This is a genomic window from Streptomyces sp. NPDC000878 (assembly GCF_053599695.1).
Genome location: NZ_JBSFMT010000018.1, coordinates 88447 through 110296, shown reverse-complemented (window position 1 = coordinate 110296; position 21850 = coordinate 88447). Strand labels below are relative to the sequence as shown.

The 21850-nt window shown below is 68.5% G+C and carries 17 protein-coding genes and 2 tRNA genes; 6 read left to right on the top strand and 13 right to left on the bottom strand.

What is annotated here, in order from left to right:
* Window positions 1-4: 4 nt before the first annotated feature.
* Together folC and ACWDR4_RS18705 are read right to left on the bottom strand one after the other, a co-directional pair.
* The gene (folC, locus tag ACWDR4_RS18710) at window positions 5-1492 is read right to left on the bottom strand and encodes a bifunctional tetrahydrofolate synthase/dihydrofolate synthase (protein ID WP_450409753.1); all 1488 of its coding nucleotides are present in this window, start codon (window positions 1490-1492) and stop codon (window positions 5-7) included.
* Window positions 1493-1655: 163 nt separating this feature from the next.
* Window positions 1656-4280, bottom strand: coding sequence for a valine--tRNA ligase (locus ACWDR4_RS18705; protein ID WP_450409752.1), 2625 nt, complete (start codon window positions 4278-4280; stop codon window positions 1656-1658).
* A 136-nt stretch (window positions 4281-4416) separates the two neighbouring features.
* Here ACWDR4_RS18705 and ACWDR4_RS18700 point away from each other — a divergent pair, with 136 nt between their 5' ends.
* Window positions 4417-5388, top strand: coding sequence for a hypothetical protein (locus tag ACWDR4_RS18700; RefSeq protein WP_450409750.1), 972 nt, complete (start codon window positions 4417-4419; stop codon window positions 5386-5388).
* Between the two features lie 73 nt (window positions 5389-5461).
* Here the strand turns inward: ACWDR4_RS18700 and clpX are convergent, their stop codons facing one another.
* The 5 genes from clpX to ACWDR4_RS18675 all read right to left on the bottom strand — a co-directional run bounded on the left by clpX (window position 5462) and on the right by ACWDR4_RS18675 (window position 10426).
* A complete protein-coding gene (gene clpX, locus ACWDR4_RS18695) occupies window positions 5462-6748 on the bottom strand; it encodes an ATP-dependent Clp protease ATP-binding subunit ClpX (protein WP_450409748.1) in 1287 nt (428 codons plus the stop codon).
* A gap of 170 nt (window positions 6749-6918) precedes the next feature.
* Window positions 6919-7617, bottom strand: coding sequence for an ATP-dependent Clp protease proteolytic subunit (locus ACWDR4_RS18690; RefSeq protein WP_398394350.1), 699 nt, complete (start codon window positions 7615-7617; stop codon window positions 6919-6921).
* A 50-nt stretch (window positions 7618-7667) separates the two neighbouring features.
* On the bottom strand, window positions 7668-8276 hold the full coding sequence (locus ACWDR4_RS18685) for an ATP-dependent Clp protease proteolytic subunit (protein WP_044474085.1): 609 nt from the start codon (window positions 8274-8276) through the stop codon (window positions 7668-7670).
* Window positions 8277-8757: 481 nt separating this feature from the next.
* The gene (gene tig, locus ACWDR4_RS18680; RefSeq protein ID WP_450409746.1) at window positions 8758-10152 is read right to left on the bottom strand and encodes a trigger factor; all 1395 of its coding nucleotides are present in this window, start codon (window positions 10150-10152) and stop codon (window positions 8758-8760) included.
* Between the two features lie 197 nt (window positions 10153-10349).
* Window positions 10350-10426, bottom strand: a tRNA-Pro gene (locus tag ACWDR4_RS18675).
* 140 nt (window positions 10427-10566) lie between these two features.
* On the opposite strand from ACWDR4_RS18675, the gene ACWDR4_RS18670 reads away from it, so the two are divergent.
* Window positions 10567-10637, top strand: a tRNA-Gly gene (locus ACWDR4_RS18670).
* Between the two features lie 60 nt (window positions 10638-10697).
* Here the strand turns inward: ACWDR4_RS18670 and ACWDR4_RS18665 are convergent.
* Complete coding sequence (locus ACWDR4_RS18665; RefSeq protein WP_006383514.1) at window positions 10698-10892, bottom strand: hypothetical protein; 195 nt, start codon at window positions 10890-10892, stop codon at window positions 10698-10700.
* Between the two features lie 205 nt (window positions 10893-11097).
* Entirely contained in the window at window positions 11098-11571 is a 474-nt protein-coding gene (locus ACWDR4_RS18660; RefSeq protein ID WP_450409744.1) for an HD domain-containing protein, read from the bottom strand.
* 131 nt (window positions 11572-11702) lie between these two features.
* Here ACWDR4_RS18660 and ACWDR4_RS18655 point away from each other — a divergent pair, with 131 nt between their 5' ends.
* Complete coding sequence (locus ACWDR4_RS18655) at window positions 11703-12887, top strand: cation:proton antiporter (protein WP_450409742.1); 1185 nt, start codon at window positions 11703-11705, stop codon at window positions 12885-12887.
* Window positions 12888-12928: 41 nt separating this feature from the next.
* Here ACWDR4_RS18655 and ACWDR4_RS18650 read toward each other — a convergent pair whose 3' ends face one another.
* Window positions 12929-14107: a PP2C family protein-serine/threonine phosphatase gene (locus ACWDR4_RS18650; RefSeq protein WP_389353428.1), complete on the bottom strand. Its 1179-nt coding sequence runs from the start codon at window positions 14105-14107 to the stop codon at window positions 12929-12931.
* Window positions 14108-14269: 162 nt separating this feature from the next.
* Here ACWDR4_RS18650 and ACWDR4_RS18645 point away from each other — a divergent pair, with 162 nt between their 5' ends.
* Window positions 14270-15520, top strand: a complete 1251-nt coding sequence (locus tag ACWDR4_RS18645; RefSeq protein WP_450409740.1) for a GNAT family N-acetyltransferase — start codon at window positions 14270-14272, stop codon at window positions 15518-15520.
* Between the two features lie 74 nt (window positions 15521-15594).
* Here ACWDR4_RS18645 and ACWDR4_RS18640 read toward each other — a convergent pair whose 3' ends face one another.
* Both ACWDR4_RS18640 and ACWDR4_RS18635 read right to left on the bottom strand, forming a co-directional pair.
* Entirely contained in the window at window positions 15595-16407 is an 813-nt protein-coding gene (locus tag ACWDR4_RS18640) for an Fpg/Nei family DNA glycosylase (protein WP_450409738.1), read from the bottom strand.
* Window positions 16408-16575: 168 nt separating this feature from the next.
* A complete protein-coding gene (locus ACWDR4_RS18635) occupies window positions 16576-17064 on the bottom strand; it encodes a ribose-5-phosphate isomerase (RefSeq protein ID WP_450409736.1) in 489 nt (162 codons plus the stop codon).
* 211 nt (window positions 17065-17275) lie between these two features.
* Between ACWDR4_RS18635 and ACWDR4_RS18630 the strand changes: the two genes are divergently transcribed.
* Window positions 17276-18742 carry an amino acid permease gene (locus tag ACWDR4_RS18630; RefSeq protein WP_450409735.1) on the top strand — a complete coding sequence of 489 codons (1467 nt, stop codon included), beginning with the start codon at window positions 17276-17278 and terminating at the stop codon, window positions 18740-18742.
* Between the two features lie 33 nt (window positions 18743-18775).
* Here ACWDR4_RS18630 and ACWDR4_RS18625 read toward each other — a convergent pair whose 3' ends face one another.
* Window positions 18776-20821 carry a serine/threonine-protein kinase gene (locus ACWDR4_RS18625; RefSeq protein WP_450409734.1) on the bottom strand — a complete coding sequence of 682 codons (2046 nt, stop codon included), beginning with the start codon at window positions 20819-20821 and terminating at the stop codon, window positions 18776-18778.
* Between the two features lie 230 nt (window positions 20822-21051).
* Between ACWDR4_RS18625 and ACWDR4_RS18620 the strand changes: the two genes are divergently transcribed.
* A complete protein-coding gene (locus ACWDR4_RS18620; protein WP_450409732.1) occupies window positions 21052-21795 on the top strand; it encodes a hypothetical protein in 744 nt (247 codons plus the stop codon).
* Window positions 21796-21850 lie beyond the last annotated feature (55 nt).

Genomic DNA, 21850 nt, shown 5'->3' with positions numbered 1-21850 from the left:
GAAGTCAGCCCCTCCCCAGGAGCAGTCGGGCCTCGCCGACGGTGATGACGGAGCCGGTGACGAGCACGCCGGCGCCCGAGTACTCCCCGTCCTCCTCGGCCAGGGTGATCGCGGCCTCCAGGGCGTCGTCGAGCCGCGGCTCGACCTGGACCCGGTCGTCGCCGAAGACCTCGACGGCGATGGCGGCCAGTTCGTCGACGTCCATCGCGCGCTGGCTGGAGTTCTGCGTGATCACGACCTCCGCGAAGATCGGCTCGAAGGCCTCCAGGAGCCCACGTACGTTCTTGTCGCCGCTCGCCCCGACCACACCGATCAGCCGGCTGAAGTCGAAGGCCTCGCCGACCCCCTCGGCGGTGGCCCGCGCGCCCGCCGGGTTGTGCGCGGCGTCGAGCACGACGGTGGGAGAGCGCCGTACGATCTCCAGCCGCCCCGGGGACGTCACCGCGGCGAACGCCTTGCGCACGGTGTCGACGTCGAGGGGCTCGGGCCGCTGGGTGCCGACGCCGAAGAACGCCTCGACGGCGGCGAGGGCGACGGCCGCGTTGTGGGCCTGGTAGCCGCCGTGCAGCGGCAGGAAGATCTCCTCGTACTCCCCGCCGAGCCCGCGCAGCGTCAGCATCTGCCCGCCGACGGCGACCGTCCGGCTGACGACGCCGAACTCCAGCCCTTCCCTGGCCACCGTGGCGTCCACCTCGACGGCCTTCTTCAGCAGCACCTGGGCCGCGTCGACCGGCTGCTGGGCGAGGATCACGGTCGCGTCCTGCTTGATGATCCCGCCCTTCTCGACGGCGATCTCACCGGGCGTCCCGCCGAGCCGGTCGGTGTGGTCGAGATCGATGGGCGTCACGACGGCCACATCGGCGTCGATGACATTGGTGGCGTCCCAGCTGCCCCCCATCCCGACCTCGACGACGGCCACGTCGACAGGCGCGTCGGCGAAGGCCGCGTACGCCATGCCCGTCAGCACCTCGAAGAAGGAGAGCCGGAACTCCTGCTGGGCGTCGACCATCTCGACGTACGCCTTGATGTCGTCGTACGTCTCCACGAACCGCTCGGCCGGGATGGGCGCCCCGTCGAGACTGATCCGCTCGGTGATCGACTGGACGTGCGGCGAGGTGTACCGGCCGGTGCGCAGGTCGAAGGCGCCGAGGAGGGCCTCGATCATGCGGGCGGTGGAGGTCTTGCCGTTGGTGCCGGTGATGTGGATCGAGGGGTACGCGCGCTGGGGTTCCCCCAGGACGTCCATCAGCGCGGCGATACGGCTGACGCTGGGCTCCAGCTTGGTTTCGCCCCAGCGGGTGGCGAGGTCCGCCTCGACGGTGCGGAGGGCTTTGTCGACCTCGGGGTCGGCGGGGCGCCCGGGGACGTCGGTCTGCGGCGCGCCGCCGGCCTGCGTTCGCAGGGTGCGGCTGCCGGCCTCGATGACCGCGAGGTCTGGGTCTCGGTCGGTCTCGGCGTCGATGATCTCGTCGAAGGGGTCGGTGTCGCTCACGAGCGCCAGTCTACGGACGGGGCGCCTATGGGGTGGGGTGGTGGGGGTTCGTTGGCGGGTGCGGGTGCGTTGTGGCTGGTCGCGCAGTTCCCCGCGCCCCTGAAAACACAACGGGCCCCCGGGGATCACATGTCCCGGGGGGGCCCTCGCGCCCTGCAAACCTCTACGCCTGCGGCAGGGTCTCCAACTGGGTCTGGATGCGGGTGATGTCCTCGTCCGCCTTTGTCAGGCGGGCCTTGATCTTGTCCACCACCTGGTCCGGGGCCTTTGCCAGGAAGGCCTCGTTGCCCAGCTTGGCCTCTGCCTGCTGGCGTTCCTTCTGTGCCGCCGCGAGGTCCTTCGCGAGGCGCTTTCGTTCCGCTGCGACGTCGATCGTGCCGGAGAGGTCGAGGGCGACCGTGGCGCCGGCGACCGGGAGGGTCGCGGTGGCCGCGAAGCCCTCGCCCTCCGGCTGGAGGCGGAGGAGCTGGCGGATGGCCGCCTCGTGTGCGGCCAGCGCGGTGCCGTCGAGGGTGAGGCGGGCGGGGACCTTCTGGCCGTCCTGGAGGCCCTGCTCCTTGCGGAAGCGGCGGACCTCGGTGACGACGGCCTGGACGGTACCGATCTCGGCCTCGGCCGCCTCGTCGCGGAAGCCACTGTCTTTCGGCCACTCGGCGATGACGAGGGACTCACGGCCGGTCAGGGTCGTCCACAGCGTCTCGGTGACGAAGGGGACGACCGGGTGGAGGAGGCGCAGCATGACGTCGATGACCTCGCCGAGGACCCGGCCGGAGACCTTGGCCTGCTCGCCGCCTGCGAAGAACGTGGTCTTCGACAGTTCGACGTACCAGTCGAAGACCTCGTCCCACGCGAAGTGGTAGAGCGCGTCGCTGAGCTTCGCGAACTGGAAGTCGTCGTAGTACGCGTCGACCTGCGCGACCGTCTTGTTCAGGCGGGAGAGGATCCAGCGGTCCGTGGCCGAGAGCTTCTCGACGGGCGGGAGGTCGCCCTCGATCGTGGCGCCGTTCATCAGCGCGAAGCGCGTCGCGTTCCAGATCTTGTTGGCGAACTTGCTGGACGCCTGGACCCAGTCCTCGCCGATCGGGACGTCGGTGCCGGGGTTGGCGCCCTTGGCGAGGGTGAAGCGGACGGCGTCGGAGCCGTACTTGTCCATCCAGTCCAGCGGGTCGACGACGTTGCCGAAGGACTTCGACATCTTCTTGCCGCGCTCGTCGCGGACCAGGCCGGTCAGCGCGATGGTCTTGAACGGGGCCTCGCCGTCCATGGCGTACAGGCCGAACATCATCATCCGGGCGACCCAGAAGAAGATGATGTCGTGGCCGGTCAGCAGGACGTCCGTCGAGTAGAACTTCTTGAGGTCCGGGGTCTGTTCGGGCCAGCCGAGGGTGGAGAACGGCCACAGGCCGGAGGAGAACCAGGTGTCGAGGACGTCGGTGTCCTGGGTCCAGCCCTCGCCGGTCGGCGGCTGCTCGTCGGGGCCGACGCAGACGACCTCGCCGTCCGGGCCGTACCAGACGGGGATGCGGTGGCCCCACCACAACTGGCGTGAGATGCACCAGTCGTTGAGGTTGTCGACCCAGTCGAAGTAGCGCTTGGACATCTCCTCGGGGTGGATCGAGACCCGGCCGTCGCGGACCGCGTCACCGGCGGCCTTGGCCAGTGTCTCGACCTTGACCCACCACTGGAGGGACAGGCGCGGCTCGACGGTCGTGGAGCAGCGCGAGCAGTGCCCGACGGAGTGCGTGTAGGGGCGCTTCTCGGCGACGATCCGGCCCTGTCCGCGCAGGGCGCCGACGACTGCGGAGCGGGCCTCGAAGCGGTCCAGGCCGATGAAGGGGCCGTGGACGGTGATGACACCGTGCTCGTCCATGATCGTCATGTTGGGCAGGTTGTGGCGCTGCCCGATGGCGAAGTCGTTCGGGTCGTGGGCCGGGGTCACCTTGACGGCGCCGGTGCCGAACTCCGGGTCCACGTGGGTGTCGGCGACAACCGGGATGGTCCGGTCCGTCAGCGGCAGCTTGATCTGCCGGCCGACGAGGTGCTTGTAGCGCTCGTCGTCGGGGTGGACGGCGACGGCGGTGTCACCGAGCATCGTCTCGGCGCGGGTGGTGGCGACGACCAGGCTGTCCTCGCCCTCGCCGTACCTGATCGAGACGAGTTCGCCCGCGTCGTCCTGGTACTCCACCTCGATGTCCGAAATGGCCGTGAGACACCGCGGACACCAGTTGATGATGCGCTCGGCGCGGTAGATCAGCTCGTCGTCGTAGAGGCGCTTGAAGATCGTCTGGACGGCCTTGGAGAGGCCCTCGTCCATCGTGAAGCGCTCGCGGTTCCAGTCGACGCCGTCGCCGAGGCGGCGCATCTGGCCGAGGATCTTGCCGCCGTACTCCTCCTTCCACTGCCAGACCCGCTCGACGAACTCCTCGCGCCCCAGGTCGTGGCGTGACTTGCCCTCCTCGGCAAGCTGCTGCTCGACCTTGTTCTGGGTGGCGATGCCCGCGTGGTCCATGCCGGGGAGCCAGAGGGACTCGTAGCCCTGCATGCGCTTGCGGCGGGTGAGGGCGTCCATGAGCGTGTGCTGGAAGGCGTGGCCCAGGTGGAGGGAGCCCGTGACGTTCGGCGGCGGGATGACGATGGTGTACGGCGGCTTCTCGCTCTTCGCGTCGGCGGCGAAGTAACCCCGGTCCACCCAGCGCTCGTACAGCTTCCCCTCTACCTCGGCCGGCGCGTACTGGGTCGGCAGTTCGGTGATGGGCGCTGTTGGCTGCTGCTGAGCGTTCTCGGTCACCCGGTCAGTTTAGAGGCGTCACCGCCGTGTCCCGAAACACGATTCTTTCGTAACGGTGGGACACCCGGGGCAACTCGGGCACCTGGCCTGCGCGAGGATGTCAGGAACACATAAGCATCTGGAGGGGAACCCAGAGATGAGCTACAACCAGCCGGGCCCGTACGGCGGACCACCCCAGCAGCCCGGACCGTACGGCCAGCCGGCCGCCCAGCCGGGTCCGTACGGCCAGCCGCCCCAAGCACCTCAGGCCCCTCCGGCGGCTCCGCAGCCCGGCTACGGCTACCCCCAGCAGGCCCCGCCCCCGCAGCCCGGCTACGGCTATCCGCAGCAGCCCGGCCCGCAGGGTGCCCCGAACCCGTACGGTCAGCAGCCCGCCTACGGTCAGCAGCCGCCGTACGGCCAGGCCCCGTACGGGGTTCCGCAGCCGCCGCCGGGTGGCGGCAAGAAGAAGACGACGGCGATCGTCCTCGGGTCGGTGGCCGTCGTGGCCGCCATCGCCGTGGGGGCGTACTTCGTGCTCGGCAGCGGGAGCGGTTCCAGCGGTGGATCCGGCATCGCGGACGACGGGGCGCACAAGCTGACGGCGCCGGCGACCGTGCTCGACGGCGCGTACAAGAAGAGCGGGGACTCGGCGGCCGACGGGCTGACCGAGGACGAGATCAAGGACGCCGAGGCCTGGGGGGTCGAGAACCCCAAGGACGTCAGCGCCGTGTACGCCTCGGGCGAGAGCCTCACCGCCAAGACCCTGATGTTCGCCGGCGTGTACGGCACCATCGACGACCCCGAGAAGGTCGTCGACGCGATGTTCACCCAGATGAAGTCGGAGTCGGCGAAGAGTTCGTCCTCCGACGACGGCAAACTCGTCGGCAGCCCGCAGGAGTTCACGCCGGCCGGCTTCGACAACGGCATCATGAAGTGCCAGCAGATCGAGAGCACCGAGTCCGGCACGACGACGCAGATGCCGTTCTGCATCTGGGGCGACCACAGCACGCTCAGCTATGTGCTGACGTACGACATCGCCTCCCTGGCCTCGGGCAAGGCCGCCACGATGGAGGAGGCGGCCGAACTCGCCGCCAAGCTCCGCGCGGACGTGCGCGTCAAGGCCTGACACACATCAACTGCGAAGGGGCCCCGGTCTGTTGACCGGGGCCCCTTCGCAGTCGTTCGGAAATACTCGGCTGTTACGCCGTCTTCTGCTCGCCCGGGCCGCGCCCTCGCGCGTCCCTCGGGATCAGGGTCGGGTTCACGTTCGACAGGACGACGTCCGCCGTGATGACGACGCGGGCCACGTCCTTGCGGGACGGGACCTCGTACATCACCGCCTGGAGGACCTCCTCCATGATGGCGCGCAGCCCGCGCGCGCCGGTCTGGCGCAGGATTGCCTGGTCGGCGATGGCCTCCAGGGCCTCGCGCTCGAAGTCCAGCTCCACGCCGTCGAGTTCGAAGAGGCGCTGGTACTGCTTGATGAGGGCGTTGCGCGGCTCCACCAGGATCTGGAGGAGGGCCTCGCGGTCGAGGTTGTGGACGGACGTGATGACCGGGAGGCGGCCGATGAACTCGGGGATCATGCCGAACTTCACCAGGTCCTCGGGCATGACGTCCTCGAAGCGGTCCTTCGCCTCCAGCTCCTTCTTGGAGCGGATCGTGGCGCCGAAGCCGATCCCCTTGGCACCCGCGCGGGACTCGACGAGCTTCTCCAGGCCCGCGAAGGCCCCGCCCACGATGAACAGGACGTTCGTCGTGTCGATCTGGATGAACTCCTGGTGCGGGTGCTTGCGTCCGCCCTGCGGCGGGACGGAGGCCGTCGTGCCTTCGAGGATCTTCAGCAGGGCCTGCTGGACGCCCTCGCCGGACACGTCACGCGTGATCGACGGGTTTTCACTCTTCCGCGCGACCTTGTCGATCTCGTCGATGTAGATGATCCCGGTCTCGGCCTTCTTGACGTCGTAGTCCGCCGCCTGGATCAGCTTCAACAGGATGTTCTCGACGTCCTCGCCGACATACCCGGCCTCCGTCAGCGCCGTCGCGTCGGCGATGGCGAACGGGACGTTGAGCATGCGCGCCAGAGTCTGCGCGAGGAGGGTCTTGCCGGAGCCCGTGGGGCCCAGCAGGAGGATGTTGGACTTCGCCAACTCGATGGCGTCCTCGCGGCTTTGACCGCCGCCGTTCTCACCGGCCTGGACCCGCTTGTAGTGGTTGTACACCGCGACGGAGAGGGCCTTCTTGGCCGACTCCTGACCGACCACGTACCCCTCGAGGAACTCGTAGATCTCGCGAGGCTTGGGGAGTTCCTCCCACCTGACCTCGCTGGTCTCCGCGAGTTCTTCCTCGATGATCTCGTTGCAGAGATCGATGCACTCGTCGCAGATGTACACACCGGGGCCTGCGATGAGCTTCTTGACCTGCTTCTGGCTCTTGCCACAGAACGAGCACTTGAGCAGATCGCCGCCGTCACCGATGCGTGCCACGGTGTGCTTCCCCTTCGCCTGGGAGACGCCTAGGTCCAGCGGCTCCTGGTGCTGCCTTATGTCCGACGGTACCTTGCCTGCCCCCCGGTTCGGGCCCCCCTTGGCGCGGTTCACTTTGACGTGCTCCGTGTCAAACCGTGCCAAGGGGCAGCAGACGATACAGATATACGTCAGGCAACCGCTGAGTTGTTCATCTTCCGGGTGGAGATGATCTGGTCGATCAGGCCGTACGCGAGCGCGTCCTCGGCCGTGAGGATCTTGTCGCGCTCGATGTCCTCGCGGATCTTCTCGATCGGCGTGGTGGAGTGCCTGGCCAGCATGTCCTCCAGCTGGGCACGCATCCGGAGGATCTCGTTGGCCGCGATCTCCAGGTCGGAGACCTGACCACGGCCGGTCTCACTGTAGGGCTGGTGGATCAGCACGCGCGCGTTGGGCAGCGCCATCCGCTTGCCCGGCGTACCGGCCGCGAGGAGGATCGCGGCGGCGGAGGCCGCCTGGCCCATGCAGACCGTCTGGACGTCCGGCTTCACGAACTGCATCGTGTCGTAAATGGCCGTGAGGGCCGTGAACGAGCCACCGGGGCTGTTGATGTAGACCGAGATGTCCCGGTCGGGGTCCATCGACTCCAGGCACAGCAGCTGTGCCATCACGTCGTTGGCGGAGGCGTCGTCGATCTGCACGCCGAGGAAGATCACGCGCTCCTCGAAGAGCTTCGCGTACGGGTCGTACTCACGCACGCCCTGCGAGGTGCGCTCGACGAAGCGCGGGATGACGTAGCGGGACTCGGCGCTGGGGCCGGTGTACTGCGCCTGGGCGGCCTGTGCCGCCCTCGTACGGTCGTAGAGGCCGCTGCCGGGGAAGTCGTTCACGATGTCTCCTGAAAGGGGCTTAGGCGGGGGCTGGAGGGCGTTGAGGGCGCTTATACCCCTGTGCCGCCGCCGCCCGGGATGCCGGCGGCCGTGGCGATGACGTCGTCGATGAGGCCGTACGCCTTGGCCTCCTCGGGGTCGAACCAGCGGTCGCGGTCCGAGTCCCGGGTGACCTGCTCGACGGTCTGGCCGGTGTGCTGTGCCGTCAGCTCGGCCATGCGCTTCTTGGTGTGCAGCAGCCGCTCGGCGTGGATCTTGATGTCCGAGGCCGAACCGGCGAGGCCGGCGGAGGGCTGGTGGATCAGGATCTCGGCGTTCGGCAGCGCGAAGCGCTTGCCGGGCGTACCCGCGCTGAGCAGGAACTGGCCCATGGAGGCGGCGAGGCCCATGGCGATCGTCATCACGTCGTTCTTGATGAACTGCATGGTGTCGTAGATCGCCATACCGGCCGTGATCGAGCCGCCGGGGCTGTTGATGTAGAGGTTGATGTCCTTGTCCGGGTCAGCGGCGGCGAGAAGCAGCAGCTGCGCGGTGATCTTGTTCGCGATGTCGTCGTCGACCGGCTGGCCGAGGAAGATGATCCGCTCGTTGAGCAGCCGGTTGTAGACCTGGTCGCCGAGGCCACCGCCGATGGAAGGCTCGCCGGCGGCGGAAGGCATCAGATTCGTCACGTCGTATCCACCTGCTCGTATTACGACGGCGCCGGGCCGTCTCACGTGTTCTGCCGGGGCGTGGGGCCGTCCGGCGGTTATTCGGGGACTCCCCTGCCCTCGTACTCATGGACCCTAACGCGCGGGTCCCTCCGGGGAATCCCGGGAATGGAACTGTTCGCTGTGAGCGCATGCGCTCCGCTGGGTTGAGCAGGGTTTCCGGTGTGGGTCGGCCGTGCGGTGGCGGGGGTTTGGGTGAGCGTCGCGGGGCTCCCGCCCCGGGCCCCGGTCGCTTCCTCGCCGTGGCTCTGCCGGGAGTGGGCGGGTGCGGGGCCGTGGGGCTTCTCGCGCAGTTCCCCGCGCCCCTTTGGGGCGCGTCCCTGTGGGAGTGGGATGACGACGGGCCCGCGTGCCTTCAGGGACGCGACAGGCCCCCGGGAACAAATGTTCCCGGGGGCCTGTCGTACGTCTGTCAGAGGTGCCGTTGGTGTCAGGCCTCGGGCTTGGCCTCCGGAGCCTCGGCCTCTGCGGCCGGGGTCTCCTCGGAGGCGGGCTCCGTGGTCTCGTCCTCTTCCTCGTCGTCGAGGTCGATGATCTCGCCGTTGGTGTCCTTGACCGTGGCGGCCTCGACGACGACCGCGAGAGCCTTGCCGCGGGCGACCTCGCCGACCAGCATCGGGACCTGGCCGCCCTCGACGACCGCCTGGGCGAACTGGTCGGGGGACATGCCGGAGGAGGCCGCGCGCCGCATGAGGTGCTCGGTGAGCTCCTCCTGGTTGACGTTCAGCTTCTCCTTGTTGACCAGCTCGTCGAGGACGAACTGGGTCTTGATGCCCTTGACCGCGGCGTCCTTGGTCTCGGTGTCGAACTCCTCGGCCGTCTTGCCCTGGATCTCGAGGTACTTCTCGAGGTCGAGGCCCATCTGGCCGAGCTGGTGGTGCTCCAGGTTGTGCTTGCGGGTGTTGATCTCGTCCTCGAGGAGCTTCTCGGGGACAGGCACCTCGACGAGCTCAAGCAGCTTCTCCAGGACGCGCTCCTGGGCCTGCGTGGCCTGGTCGTACTGCTTCATGTTCTCGAGGCGCTTGCGGCTGTCCGCGCGCAGCTCCTCCAGGGTGTCGAACTCGGAGGCGAGCTGGGCGAACTCGTCGTCCAGGGCCGGGAGTTCGCGGGCGGCGACCTGGGTGACCTTGACGGTGACCTCGGCCTCCTTGCCAGCCGCGGAGCCGCCCTTCAGCTCGGAGGTGAAGGTGGCCTCGCCACCGGCCTCCACGCCCGTCACAGCGGCGTCGACGCCTTCCAGCAGCTCGCCGGAGCCGATGGTGTAGGAGACGCCGCTCGCGACGCCGTCCTCCAGCACCTCGCCGTCGACCTTGGCCTCCAGGTCCAGCGTCACGACGTCGCCGTCCTCGGCGGCACGCTCGACCGGGGAGGTGGAGGCGAAGCGCTCACGGAGCTGCTCGACCGACTCGTCGATGTCCTCCTCGGTGACCTCGATCGCGTCGACCTCGACCTCGATGCCGGAGTAGTCCGGGATCTCGATGGCCGGGCGGATGTCGACCTCGGCGGTGAAGTTCAGCGTCTCGCCGTCCTTCAGCTCCGTGATGTCGACCTCGGGCTGGCCGAGCACGTTGAGCTCGGAGTTGTTGACCGCCTCGGTGTAGAACTTCGGAAGCGCGTCGTTGACGGCCTCCTCCAGCACCGCACCGCGGCCGAACCGCTGGTCGATGATGCGCGCCGGGATCTTGCCCTTCCGGAAGCCCTTCACCGTGACCTGCTGGTTGATCTTCTTGTACGCCGCGTCGAGGCTGTCCTTGAGCTCCTCGAAGGGCACCTCGATGCTGAGCCGAACCCGGGTCGGGTTCAGGGTCTCCACGGCGCTCTTCACGGTTCGGTCTCCTTGGGGGCTGACTTCTTGGGGTTCTGCTGAGGGTTCTGCTGATGTCCTCTGCCGGACGTGGCTGAGCCTCAGCGGATTCGCGGCCCTTGAGGGACGTAACAACGCAGACACACGGGCGCGCAGCTTGCATAGTAGCCGCAGGCGGTACTCGCCCCAAAAGGTGATCTCGCCGGTGGTCCGGCAGGTGGTCGGGGTGGCGGGATTTGAACCCACGGCCTTCCGCTCCCAAAGCGGACGCGCTACCAAGCTGCGCCACACCCCGTCTGGTGCGACACGTAGGGTACATGCCCGCAGGCCGTGGGGTTGCCGCATTTCAAGACTGGAAACGGGGTGTGCACCCAGGGGCCCCGACCCGCTACGATGCCTTCTGTGCCGCGGTCGCCTGACCTGCGGCGCATGCGTGCGGGCGTAGCTCAATGGTAGAGCACTAGTCTTCCAAACTAGCTACGCGGGTTCGATTCCCGTCGCCCGCTCTGTCTTCGCCGTCGGCCCGGTTCCCCTGGAACCGGGCCGATCGCGTTTCCCCACGGCGGTCAGAACTGGATCTCGTTGATCGTGTCGGCTATCGAGTTCAGGAAGCGTTGGATGTCGTCGGCCATGCCGGTCGAGGCGAGGAAGAAGCCGAAGAGGATGGCGACGACCGCCGGGCCCGCCTTGATCGTGCCTCCACGAATCAGCACCACCAGGATGATTCCCAACATCAGCACCACTGACAACGAAATGGCCACACTGATCACACCCTATGGTCGGTCCGCTCTACCGGCCCAGGGATGCGTTCCCTCGCACCCCCGCCAGATCCATCGTGCCACCAACCAGGCCACCGTATGCGGCCGGTGACGCATCATCGGCCCCACCGGATCGATTTGTCACCATAGAGAAACCAAGGGCACAGGAATGTGTTCTTTATTGGTGATTAGGCTGACATTTACACCCCTACAAACCGAGAAGTGCGCGCATTTTGGCGTACTTCTCGATCAGGCGTGTGCGGGTCGGGGCATCAAGTGCCGCCAGGCGGACCGGATCCGCGTTGTGCGCCAGGTCCGCCTCCTTGACCAGGAGCGCGCCCGGGGTGTCGAGGATGCGCCGGGCGTACGCCTCGGGGGCCTCCCCCGCGAGCTTGGTGACGGCCAGCACGATGTCCTTCGTACGGCGGGACAGTGCGGCCTCTTCGAGCCAACTCCCGGGCAGCGCCTCGTCCTCCACGGCGTCGTGCAGCCAGGCCGCCGCGATCTGCTCGTCGTCGCCGCCACGCGCGCGTACACCCTCGGCGACCGCCTGGAGGTGCTCCGCGTACGGGCGGCCCGCCTTGTCCGTCTGGGTGGCGTGCGCGGCTCGGGCCTTCGCCTCCACTTCGGCCAGGGTCAGGGGTGTTGAGGGCGCTGGGGGGCTCGGAGGGGTTTCTGTCATCCGGTCAGTGTGGGGTTGTGGGTGGCTCGGCGGGACTCAGAAATCGTTTGGTAAAGTAAGTATTGACGCTTTCTTGACGCTCTCTTGACTCTGGAGGCAGGCTCATCGGACACGCGGACACACTGATCGCCATGGGCGGCGCTTTTCTCGCCGCCGCCGTTCTCGCCCGGCTCGGCAGCCGGATCGGGCTGCCGACCATCCCCCTCTTCATCCTGGCCGGAATACTCCTCGGCCCGCACACCCCCGGCATCGTGCTCGTCTCGGACCCGCACGACATGGAGATGCTCTCGGCTCTCGGGCTCGTCCTGCTGCTCTTCTACCTCGGCCTCGAATTCCACCTGGACGACCTCAGGGCAGGTGGCCGGCGGATGGCGCTGGCCGGGGGCACGTATCTCGCGCTGAACGTCGGCGCCGGCCTGGGCTTCGGATTCGCCCTCGGGTGGGGCACCTCCGAGGCGTTGGTCCTCGCCGGGGTGCTGGGCATATCGTCGTCCGCCATCGTCACGAAGGTGCTGGTCGACACCGGTCGGCTGGGCAGTCCCGAGGCGAAGCCGATCCTCGGGATCATCGTCGTCGAGGACGTCTTCCTCGCGCTGTATCTCGCCGCGCTGCAGCCTGTGTTGTCCGGGGCGGATTCGCTGGGGGCTGCGGTTCTCGACGGGGGCAAGGCCTTCGGGTTCCTCTTGCTGCTGGCGCTCGCGGCTCGGTTCGGTACGCGGGTCGTGGGGCGGCTGTTCGCCGTCGAGGACGACGAGTTGCTGGTGATCTCGTTCCTGGGCGCGGCGGTGTTCGTGGCCGGGGTGTCCGAGTGGTTCGGGGTCGCGGACGCGATCGGGGCGTTCATGGTGGGGCTGATGCTGGGGAGTACGGCGTCCGGGGAGCGCATACGGAAGCTGGTGCATCCGTTGCGGGACGCGTTCGGGGCGATGTTCTTCTTCGCGTTCGGGTTGTCGATCGATCCCGGGGATCTGCCGGTGGTGGTGTGGCCGGTGCTGGCTGCGGTGGCTGTGACGCTGGTGATGAACGTGCTGGCGGGGGTGGGGGCGGCTCGGGTGTACGGGTTCGGGGCGCGGGGGGCTTCCGTGATCTCGACCACGTTGTTGGCTCGGGGGGAGTTCGCGTTGATTCTGGCGACGATGGCGGCGGGGGCGGGGTTGGATTCGCGGCTGTCGCCGTTCATCGCGGGGTATGTGCTGGTGTTGGCGGTGTTGGGGCCTGTGGTTGCGGGGTGGGTGCCTGGTTTCTTCGCCCCCGCCGCCCCTACCCGACCCATCCCGTCCCTGGGGGCTGCGCCCCCAGACCCCCCTTCGCGCTGAACGCGCTCGTCCTCAAACGCCGGACGGGCTGAAATACCGCGTCAGATCGTCGCCTGCGCCGTGGGGCCCTCTCGGCAGATCAGGAGGAGGGCCCTGTCGTCGTTCACGTCCTTGGCGACTGCCTCGATGAGGTGCCAGGCCGCGCCGTGGAAGCCGCCTGCGACGTAGCGGTCGGCTTCGCCTGTCAGGCGGTCGATGCCCTCCACGATGTCCCGGTCCGACGTTTCCACCAGGCCGTCCGTGAACAGCATCAGGACGTCGCCGGGGCGGAGGGATCCCTTCACCGGGTCGAACTGGGCGCCGTCGTACACGCCCAACAGCGGGCCCTCCGCTGCCTTTTCCTCCCAGCGGCCCGTGCCCGCGCTGAGCTGGAGGCCCGGAGGGTGGCCGGCCGAGAAGAGTTCGTAGTCGCCCGAGTCCAGGTCCAGGACCAGGTGGATCGAGGTCGCGAAGCCCTCGTCCCAGTCCTGGCGGAGGAGGTAGCCGTTCGCCGCCGGGAGGAAGGCGTGGGGCGGGAGGGAGCCCAGTAGGCCTCCGAAGGCTCCTGAGAGGAGGAGGGCTCGGGAGCCCGCGTCCATTCCCTTGCCCGAGACGTCCGTCAGGACTACCTCCATCGTGCGGCCCCCGTTCGTCCGGGCCGCCACCACGAAGTCGCCCGAGAACGACTGGCCGCCCGCAGGGCGCAGCGCCATCTCCCGGTGCCAGCCCTGCGGCAGCTGCGGCAGCTTGCTCTGGACGCGGATACGTTCGCGCAGGTCGAACAACATCGTGCCGCCGCGTCGCCAAGGGACTCCTACGCGGCTGCGGAACTGGGCGATCAGCAGGCCGAAGAAGCCGCACGCCGCCACTACCAGGACCACTCCCGGTGTGACTCTGCTCGGGCCCTCCGTGTACGGGCCCAGCTTCACCGACTCCACGATCAGTGCCGTGGCCGCCGCCGCGTACAGGCTCAGCAGGCTGGCCGGGCGCAGCAGGAGGCCGCCCGCCACGATCGGGAGGACCAGTGCGGCCGGGGAGCACCACACCGAGTTGGCCAGGGTCGTGGCCGCGATGATCGGGATCGTCAGGAGCAGGCCGGCGAGCGCGATCCAGTCCGAACCATCGCCCCGGAAGTAGTCCACGGCGGATCTGCGCAGGCCGGTGCGGACCCGGTGAGCCTGCTTCTTCAACCGGGCCGTGAACGTCTCGGCTTCCGCGCGCCGCTCTCGTCCTGCTGCCATTAGTTCGGGACCCTATCCATCGGACCAGCTGCTTGGCACGGGAGGTCCCACTTGTCCCCCGTCCGAGGTTCAACTTCACAGTGAAACCCACCGAGAGCCGGTCCGAGGCCACGAGGGAGAAATTCCCTCGCTCGTCCCGCAATGCCCTGGTAGTCATGGTCTATGACGACCTCCAGGACCTCCGGCACGACCGATCTCCGGGTTCTTCGGCCCGACGACTGGGATCAGTGGTACGACAACCTGCTCCGAGCCTTCGGCGGAATGGCCGAGTCCGCCGAGGAACGGGAGTTGTGGAAATCACTTACCGAGCTCGACCGTTCCGTGGGCGCCTGGGACGGTGACGTGTGCGTCGGCAGTGCGAGCGCTTTCACTTTCCAGCTAACCGTACCGGGTGGTGCCTCCGTGCCGGCCGCGGGCGTGACCATGGTCGGCGTCGCCGGCACGCACCGCAGGCGCGGCGTGCTCACGTCGATGATGCGGCGGCAGCTGGACGACGTACGGAGCTGGGGTGAGCCCCTGGCCGTGCTGACGGCCTCCGAGCCCTCCATCTACGGGCGGTTCGGGTACGGCCTCGCCACGCACTCGCTGACCATCGAGATCGACACGACGCGGGTACGGCTGTCGGTGCCGGACGGGACCGATGACGTACGGCTGCGGTACGCCGTACCGACCGAGGCCCTGGATGTGTGCGAGGCGGTGTACGCGCGGCGGGTGCCGGAGCGGCCCGGGATGCTGGCGCGGATGCCCGGCTGGGAGCGGGTCGCGGTGCTCGATCCGGAGAGTGAGCGGGACGGGGCTTCGCCCTTGCAGTGCGTTGTCGCCGAGCGGGGCGGGGATGTCGTGGGGTTCGCGCGGTTCCGGGTCAAGCCCGACTGGGATGTCACCGGGTCCAACAGCGCGGTCGTCGTCGAGGAGGTGCATGCGCTTGACGCTCCCTCGCACGCCGCCCTGTGGCGGTTCCTCTTCGATCTCGACCTGACCTCGAAGATCATCGCGCGCGGGCAGCCGGTCGACGAGCCCTGGCATCACATGGTGTCGGACATCCGGCGGTGCGGGCCGCGCAGGCGGGACGCGTTGTACGTACGGCTGGTGGACCTGGGGGCCGCGCTGGAGGCGCGGACGTATCTGGCGCCCGTGGACGTCGTGTTCGACGTCGAGGACGCGTTCTGTCCGTGGAACTCGGGGCGTTGGCGGCTGAGCGGCGATGCCAAGGGGGCCGTGTGCGTGCGTACCGAGGACGCGACTGATCTCGCCTTGTCCGTACGGGAGTTGGGGGCCGCGTATCTGGGCGGTCTGTCGTTGGCCGGGCTGGCTGCCGCCGGGCGGGTGCGGGAGGTTCGGCAGGGGGCGCTGGCCGAGGCTTCGGCGGCGTTCGGGTCCGTGGTGACTCCCTGGCTGTCGCACGGCTTCTGATCCGATCGGATCCGATCAGACCAGATTCGTCCCATTTCGTTACGATCTGGCGCGGTTCGTCCTCTGGCGCTCGGTCACTTCTTTTGGCAGGCCGGGCACCAGAAGAGGTTGCGGGCGGCGAGGTCGGCGGTGCGGATCTCGCCGCCACAGAGGTGGCAGGGCAGGTTGGCCCTGCGGTAGACGTAGACCTCGCCGCCGTGGTCGTCGACGCGCGGCGGGCGGCCCATCGCCTCCGGGGTGTGTTCCGGGCGGACGGTGTCGATGCGGTTGTTGCGTACGCCCTCGCGCATCAGGTCGACCAGGTCGGTCCAGAGTGCGTTCCACTCGGTGGGTGTGATGTCCCTGCCGGGGCGGTACGGGTCGATGCCGTGGCGGAAGAGAACCTCGGCGCGGTAGACGTTTCCGACGCCCGCGATGACCTTCTGGTCCATGAGGAGAGCGGCGATCGTCGTACGGCTGCGGCTGATGCGGGCGCTGTACGCCGTGTCGGGGTCGGCGTCCTGGCGTAGGGGGTCCGGGCCCAGGCGGGTGTGTATCGCCTGCTTCTCGGGGTCCGTGATCAGGGCGCAGGTGGTGGGGCCTCGGAGGTCCACGTACGCGGTGTCGTTCGCGAGGCGGAGGCGGACCGTGTCCGTGGGGGGTGGGGCGGGGGCGTCGCCGAAGTTGACCTTGCCGAAGAGGCCTAGGTGGATGTGGATCCAGTCGGCTTCGCGGAAGCCCAGGAAGAGGTGTTTGCCGTGGGCTTCGGTGTGGGTGAGTTCCGCGCGGTCGAGGAGGGCAGCGGCGTCGGAGAACTTGCCCTGGGGGCTGGTTACTTGGGGTTCTGTGTGGAGGAACGCGGCGCTGTAGTCCTGGGCCAGGCGGTGGATCGTGTGCCCTTCCGGCACGGGTGCTCCTTCTTTTTCCGCGGGTGGGTGGGGGTGCTGTCGGACGTTTTTCGCCCCCGCCGCCCCTACCCGTCCCATCCCTGGGGGCTGCGCCCCCAGACCCCCCTGTCGCGCTAAAACGCGCTCGTCCTCAAACGCCGGACGGGCTGAAGGGCAGCCCCCCGCCGGCTACTGGTCCTGAGGGTGGTGCGGCGGGATTGCCGGCAGGTCGCCCGTCGTCTCGTACGCCGTCAGCATGTCGATGCGGCGCTGGTGGCGTTCGTCGTTCGAGAACGGTGTTGCGAGGAAGGTCTCCACGAACTTCGTCGCCTCGTCCTGGGTGTGCATGCGTGCGCCCACCGCGACCACGTTGGCATTGTTGTGCTGGCGGCCCAGCGACGCCGTCTCCTCGCTCCAGGCGAGGGCCGCGCGCACGCCCTTCACCTTGTTCGCCGCGATCTGCTCGCCGTTGCCGGAGCCGCCGATCACGATGCCGAGGGCGTCCGGGTCGGCTGCCGTGCGCTCTGCGGCGCGGAGGCAGAAGGGCGGGTAGTCGTCGAGGGCGTCGTAGATGTGGGGGCCGCAGTCCACGGGGTCGTGACCGGCCTCCTTGAGCCACTCGACGAGGTGGTTCTTGAGTTCGAAGCCCGCATGGTCGGAGCCGAGATACACGCGCATGGGACGAGTGTGACATGCCTGTTTCGGGGCAGCAGCCTCGGGGGTTGATCGCGAAAACTCAACGCAACACTGCGGAACCTCAAGGAAACCTCAAGTAACAATCTGGATTCAAAGGTTCAGGAATCCCTTTGCCTCAGATTCACTGGACCGACTGTTTACGCCGTCCCCACCGGCGCGCTTCCCCGTTCACCCGGCGCAAAGGAATTCCCCCATGGCCTCGCAGCCGACCTCCTCCCCATCCCCAGGGCTTCAGGCAGGGCTCAAGAACCGGCATCTCTCGATGATCGCCATCGGCGGTGTCATCGGGGCCGGGCTCTTCGTCGGGTCCAGCTCCGGCATCCAGACCGCCGGGCCCGGCATCCTTCTCTCGTACGCGCTCGTCGGCACGCTCGTCGTGCTGGTGATGCGGATGCTCGGCGAGATGTCCGCCGCCAACCCGACCTCCGGATCGTTCTCCGCGCACGCCGACCGGGCGCTCGGGCGCTGGGCCGGGTTCTCCATCGGCTGGCTGTACTGGTTCTTCTGGGTTGTCGTGCTGGCGGTGGAGGCTACCGCCGGGGCCAGCATTCTCGAAGGGTGGGTTCCCGCCGTACCGCAGTGGGCCTGGGCCTTGATCGTGATGGTCGTGCTGACCGCCACCAACCTCGTCTCCGTCGGTTCCTACGGTGAGTTCGAGTTCTGGTTCGCCGGTATCAAGGTCGTCGCCATCAGTGCTTTTGTCATTGTTGGCGGGCTTGCCGTGTTCGGTGTGCTGCCGGGTGTCGACAGCGACAAGGCCGGGCTCTCCAACCTCACCGACTCCGGCGGGTTCCTGCCCAACGGGCCCGGCGCCATCCTCACCGGTGTGCTGCTCGTCGTCTTCTCCTTCATGGGCAGCGAGATCGCCACGCTGGCCGCCGGTGAGTCGGAGGACCCGCAGCGGGCCGTCACCAAGTCCACCAACAGCATCATCTGGCGTGTGGCCGTCTTCTATCTCGGGTCGATCTTCGTCGTCGTCACGCTGCTGCCGTGGAACGACCCCTCGATCAAGGAGAAGGGCTCGTACGTCGCCGCCCTCGACTCCCTCGGTATCGCGCACGCCGGTCAGATCATGAACTTCATCGTGCTGACCTCGGTGCTGTCCTGCCTCAACTCCGGGCTCTACACGGCCTCCCGCATGGCCTTCTCGCTCGGGCAGCGCGGGGACGCGCCCAAGGCCTTCGCGCGGACCACGTCCCGTGGCGTACCGCTCGCGGCGATCGTCGCTTCGGTCGTCTTCGGCTTCGTCGCCGTCTTCTTCAACTACAAGTTCCCCGACTCGGTCTTCCTCTTCCTCGTCAACTCCTCCGGCGCCGTCGCCCTGTTCGTCTGGCTGGTCATCTGCTTCTCGCAGCTGCGCATGCGGAAGATCATCGAGCGCGAGTCCCCGGAGAAGCTCGTCGTGAAGATGTGGCTGTACCCCTATCTGACCTGGGCGACCGCCGCTCTCATCGTCTTCGTCCTCGGCTACATGCTCACCGACACCGAGCACGACGGACGCGAGACCGTGCTTCTGTCGCTGCTGGTCGCGGCCGTGGTGCTCGCCATCGCCGTCGTCCGGCAGAAGACCGGACGCGGAACCGTCGTCGCGGCCGGCGGTCCGGCCCCGGCCGCCGCCGATGACGGCGACGACGTCAACGATGTCGTCAAGGTCGGCTGACAGTCCGAGTGGTCCCCGTGGTCAGGGAGTCGTTCACAGCACCGTGAACGACTCCCTGACCCGTTCGTAGGTCCGTACCGCCTGCTTCTCGATCTCCTCGTGGTACCAGGTGCTGATCTGGTACGACTTCCCCTCCACGTCGAATCCGAGCAGCCGCGCGTGCCAGTGGGTGCCGTCCAGGGTGAAGGTGTACTCCCAGACGACCGCCGGGTGACCCTGGTACGTCGTCTCCGCGAGGGTGATCTTCCGGTAGTCCTGGCCCTGGCGGGCGTTGCGCTCCGACTCCTCCCAGGTCTCCAGCAGGTCGCCGCGGGCGAGGGAGGACTTGGCCAGGAGTTCCTGCCTGCCGTCGGGGGACGTGTAGTGCACCTCGGCGCCTGTCTTCACGTCCCGGCGCCAGTCCTTGGGCGTCGCCCACGCGTACCCGCCCGCCTCCTCGTGCGCGCCTGGCGGCAGGCTCCGCGGGCGGGATGTGCCCTCGACCGTGGGTTCGGGGGTGGGTGCGGGAGTTGTTTCGGGGGTGGTTTCGGGGGTGGCGGGGGGAGCTGAGGTCTCCAGCGACGATCCCGGAGTCGCCGTGTTCTTGTCGTCGGGTGAGCCGGCCGTTGAGGCCAGGACTATCCCCACCACCGCCCCTGCCGTGACCACTCCGGCCGCCACCAGGCCCGTACGGCGGCGGCCCCGGCGCCTGTCACGGCCCCGCCCGGGGTCGGACGGGAGCGCGGGGCCCGGGAGTTCACCGGGCGGCAGCTGCGGCGGCACCGGCCGAGGGGCCGTCGGGAGGGCTGCTGCCCGCCGGTCCGGGTGCTGTTCCAGGTGGCGTTCCGACGGCCGCCGCTCGGTCACCGCCTGCGCTCGTACCAGGGAGACGCCCGCCCTGCGTGTTCCCGCTCCGCCCTGGCCCGCCGCCGGGGCCTCGCTCCGGGCCGGGATCGCCGAACCGGCCTCGGACCGTATCTCGGAGGGGACTTCGGAAGGGACTTCGGTGGAGGCGCTGGATGCCTCCGGAGAGGAGAGAGTCGGGGAAGGGGGCGGGGTCGGGGTTCCCAGGACCGGGGTGGCGGCCGTACGGGCGACGGGGACCGCGTCCGTCGGGGGCGGTGTCGGCGGTGCGGGCTCGGGCGCCCGCTGTTCCCTCTGCTCCCGCTCCTCGCGTGGCTGTCGTGCGGCCCGTACGAGTGGCGCGTCCAGGTATGCGGGGGTCGGGGTGTCCTGGGGCGTCTGTACGGGGGTCAGGGGGGCCGTGTCCGGACGCCCGTTCGGTATCTCCGGGGCCTCCGGATCCGGCTCGCCCTCCCTCTCCCCCTCCTCCGGTTCGGGCTCGGGCGCCGGATAGGCCACCGGCCGCAGTACCCGTTCCACGTCCTCCAGTGCGGGCCTGGCCGACGGTTCCTTCTCCAGGAGGGCGGCCAGGATGTCGTGCAACGGGCCTGCGGCGGCCGGGAGTTCGGGGTCCTCGTACAGGACCGCGTGGAGCGTCGCCAGGGTCGTCTCGCGGGAGAACGGGGAGCGGCCCCCCAGCGCCGCGCAGAGTGTCGCGCCGAGGGACCACACGTCGGACGGCGGGCCCTGGTGCCCGCCCGACACCCGCTCCGGGGCCATGTAGTCGGGGGAGCCGACGAGCATCCCGACCATCGTGAGGGCCTTCGCGTCCTGGATGGCGGCGATACCGAAGTCGGTCAGGACGACCCGCTCATCGCGTCGTTCCACGAGGACGTTGCCCGGTTTGATGTCCCGGTGCAGTACGCCCCCGGCGTGCACCTGGCGCAGTGCGGAGACCAGGCCGAGGCCGAGGCGGGCCGTGTCGGCCGGGGCCAACGGGCCGTCCTCGACGAGGAGTTGTTCGAGGGAGCGGCCGGCGACCAGCTCCATGACGATCCACAGTCGCTCGCCCTCGTCCACGACGTCGTACACGCGCACGACGTTCGGGTGGTCGATCCGGGCCGTCGCCCTCGCCTCGCGGAGGGTGCGTTCGCGGCGGGTGCGGGTGTCCTCCGCGTCGAGTCCGTCGATCCGCATTTCCTTGACGGCCACCGGCCGGTCGAGCATTTCGTCGGCAGCCCGCCACACCCGCCCCATTCCCCCCTGGCCAATACTTTCGACAAGCCGATATCGGCCCGTCACCAACAGACCTGGAGCACCGCCGCCCCTATTCCCCGGCAATCCCCTGCACCCCCTCAACGCACGCCCCACCAGAACCACAATGGTCACACTTCGTGCTGTACCAGCATAGTGGCGACAAATCTTGTGGTACCTCTTCATGGACTGCGAATTCAGGCGCAGTCCAGGGGGATCCAAGGGGGACGAACATGAGTTCTGGTCGCACGACGGTCATCGCGGGATCGCTGCTCACGGCATCTTTCTCGGCCGTGATGATCCTTTCCTTCACCGCCAGCGCGGATGACCAGGGACCCGGAAGCAGCAAGGGGGGAAAGGCCGTTGACGAGGCGCCGGCGGGCGTCAAGCTGACCACGGAGCTGCCCGAGAGCATCTCGGTCGACAACAGTTCGAAGGAAACCGCGCTTACCGCCACGGTAAAGAACGAGGGGAGCAAGGAGAGCGGCGATATCCGGCTTCTGGTCGTCGGATTCGACGGTATGACGGTCAAGAACGTCCAGGGCTGTTCGGAGATTGCCGAAGGGGATCTTCCGGAAGGTTCGAACAGCGGTTTCAATTGCGCCGTCGGCAATCTCGCGGCCGGTAAGTCGAAGTCGTACGACGTGGAGGCGACGTACGACTTGGGCAAGACCGGCAAGATCTGCCTGCCCGTACAGACGGCCGACGGCTCGAAGACGTACTGGCAGCAGGGCCCGGTCCCGTTCGGTACGACGAACCCTTCGCCGAACGCCCCGGCCACGCCGCTGCTGCTCGGCACCGACAACAAGCCGGTGGCGCCCGGCGGCGACGAACTGCCGAGGACCGGCCCGGTGCGCGATCTGCTCCCGCTCGGCGCGGTCGGCGCGGCGCTGCTGTCCGCGGGGGCGGCGGGCATGTGGTGGTCGCAGCGGCGGCCTCAGCAGCAGTCGCGGCAACTGCAGCAGCCGCAGGGCTGATCGGTAAATGGAGGAGGGGGAGGCGGTTTCCGCCTCCCCCTCCTCCAACCCGCTG

Excerpts from the sequence above, each read along its gene's own strand:
- ACWDR4_RS18700 (WP_450409750.1), top strand. The coding sequence starts at position 4,417 with ATGAGCTACAACCAGCCGGGCCCGTACGGCGGACCACCCCAGCAGCCC.
- ACWDR4_RS18685 (WP_044474085.1), bottom strand. The coding sequence starts at position 8,276 with ATGCCTTCCGCCGCCGGCGAGCCTTCCATCGGCGGTGGCCTCGGCGAC.
- ACWDR4_RS18660 (WP_450409744.1), bottom strand. The coding sequence starts at position 11,571 with ATGACAGAAACCCCTCCGAGCCCCCCAGCGCCCTCAACACCCCTGACC.
- ACWDR4_RS18655 (WP_450409742.1), top strand. The coding sequence starts at position 11,703 with ATGGGCGGCGCTTTTCTCGCCGCCGCCGTTCTCGCCCGGCTCGGCAGC.
- ACWDR4_RS18650 (WP_389353428.1), bottom strand. The coding sequence starts at position 14,107 with ATGGCAGCAGGACGAGAGCGGCGCGCGGAAGCCGAGACGTTCACGGCC.
- ACWDR4_RS18645 (WP_450409740.1), top strand. The coding sequence starts at position 14,270 with ATGACGACCTCCAGGACCTCCGGCACGACCGATCTCCGGGTTCTTCGG.
- ACWDR4_RS18635 (WP_450409736.1), bottom strand. The coding sequence starts at position 17,064 with ATGCGCGTGTATCTCGGCTCCGACCATGCGGGCTTCGAACTCAAGAAC.
- ACWDR4_RS18630 (WP_450409735.1), top strand. The coding sequence starts at position 17,276 with ATGGCCTCGCAGCCGACCTCCTCCCCATCCCCAGGGCTTCAGGCAGGG.
- ACWDR4_RS18625 (WP_450409734.1), bottom strand. The coding sequence starts at position 20,821 with ATGGGGCGGGTGTGGCGGGCTGCCGACGAAATGCTCGACCGGCCGGTG.
- ACWDR4_RS18620 (WP_450409732.1), top strand. The coding sequence starts at position 21,052 with ATGAGTTCTGGTCGCACGACGGTCATCGCGGGATCGCTGCTCACGGCA.